Source organism: Mycobacterium sp. TH-M106 (genome assembly GCF_057473765.1).
The window spans coordinates 1-1897 of sequence record NZ_JBYCLE010000513.1 but is presented as its reverse complement, the minus strand read 5'-3'; the positions used below and the strand labels follow the sequence as shown (position 1 = coordinate 1897).

Here is a 1897-nt window from a genome sequence, read left to right as displayed (position 1 = left end):
TTCGGCCAAGGCTTCAGCCCAGGCGTATGATGAGGCGCTGCGCCCGACGTATCGGTTTGTCGAAGGCACCGAAACGGTGACCACCAGGCGGCGCGTGGAGGTCTCCGTAGCTATGCCTCATGGCGGAATAAGACGCGAGATGCGGATTCGTACTACCGTCACCGTCCACCCGGTGTGGGAACTGCGCAGCGCCAACGTTTGGAACGGGACGTTCGTGTCCACATGGGCCATGCAGTCGAGGGGGCGATTCGTCGAAGGCGTCGGCACCGTGACGACCGAGCCCGTCATGACGGGGTATCATCGCGTGTATGAGCATGCGAGACTGTACGCTCTCGCCAAGCGGTACGGCTTTTCGAAATCGGATGTGGATCCCTTGTGGTTTGAGGCCATCTACGCCATGCAGTACGCGAAGGATCAACAGGGCGATGCGCTGGCCTATTTGAAGGATCCCGCGGTGGACGCTTGGGGTCCGCTCTTTGGCAGTGGGGTGCCTCTATCCACAGGAGCGCCCGGTCCCGCCACGGTCGCAGACCGGGCCGAAGTCACGCACTGGATCGAGACCGCGATGCGCTTGGTGGGAGACGTCCCTTCTTCCTGGGAGCCGCTGCTCTTACGGATGGTGGCGCTCGAATCCGGAGGCGATCCCAACGCAGAAAACCCCGATTTGGTCGAGGATGCACCCGGCTTGTATGAACATGCGAAAGGGCTCTTGCAAACCCTGCCGAGTACGTTCGCGGCCTACGCGTTGCCAGGCTACGAAAACATCTGGAATCCCATCGACAATGCGGCAGCGGCGATCCGCTACATTCAGGCACGGTATGGCAGTCCTGGGGCGATTCCTGGGGTTGGGAATGCTGCGCCGTACGTGGGTTATTGAAAGGGGGAGATGGTCTTGACGTTGGTGTTGGCGACGCTCGTGCCGGACTTGGAGGAAGCGGTACGTACGCGATACGGCGCGTCGAACGTCGTGTCGGTGACGTTTATGGGCGCGCTCCCGATGTTTCCATGGGGGAAAGGGGGGGAGGAAGAGGCGACGGTCGTGCTCAGCGAAACGATGGTTGGGACGGTCGCGTGGGCGGATGCGGTGTCGATGGTGGATCGCGTGCGCAGGCAAGGCGTTCGAGTGGTCTATCTCGGGAGCCGCGACACGCCAAGAGCGTGGCTGCGAGAATGGGTAGCGAGAGGCGTGTACGATCTGTTGCTCGCCGACGCATTGGCGTTGGACGAGCTGTGGGCTCGGCTGGAGCATCCGGCCACGTATGCCGATGCAGCAGACTTTCTCTCTGGGGAAGCGCCGTTCACACCACCGCCTCCCTCAAGAGCGAGGCTCTCGGTGCGCTCCAAAACGCCTCAAGCCCCCTCCGTTCAACCGTTTCGCAGACGGACAAAGAAGGGCTTCGAGAACAGCGACAAGGCGTTTGTGGTCGCAGGCGTGCCGGGCGCTGGCGTGTCGTATGCTGCCGTGCAAGCGGCGCTCTGGACGGCCCAAACGACGACCGTCGCTTTGGTCGAAGACAGCGCGCGACCCATCTTTGCCCGGTGGTTTGGCATCCCTCCCGGCATACCGACGCGAGACACCTGGAGACGCGGAGAGAAGCTCTGGCAACTCCAAGACCGTCTCTATGTGTTGCCGTCCACGTCGGGGGAAGGCAGCCGAGACCTCGACTGGGATGCGCTGCCGGTTGAGGTCGTGGTGCTCGATGTCGGAGGGGAGACGATACCAGAACGCGTGGATCGCCTCGTCATTCCGCCCGATGTGGCCAAGGCGCAATCGCTCCAAGCGGTGCAGACAAAAGAGGTGTGGGTCAATCTTGCGCCCCAACCGCTTCCCATGGACGTGACCGAGTACGGCATGGGGTGGCCAGAGGCCAAAATATGCGCACGCCCGCTCGATGGG

Annotated in this window: 2 protein-coding genes; both read left to right on the top strand. The window is 62.5% G+C overall.

The features are described 5' to 3' along the window. Positions 1-877 (top strand): transglycosylase SLT domain-containing protein (locus AC2VOP_RS17930; RefSeq protein WP_486962216.1); only part of this gene is annotated, 877 nt, incomplete at its 5' end. A gap of 15 nt (positions 878-892) precedes the next feature. Further along, positions 893-1897, top strand: a 1005-nt coding sequence (locus tag AC2VOP_RS17925; protein ID WP_486962215.1) for a hypothetical protein, incomplete at its 3' end; no start/stop codon positions are given.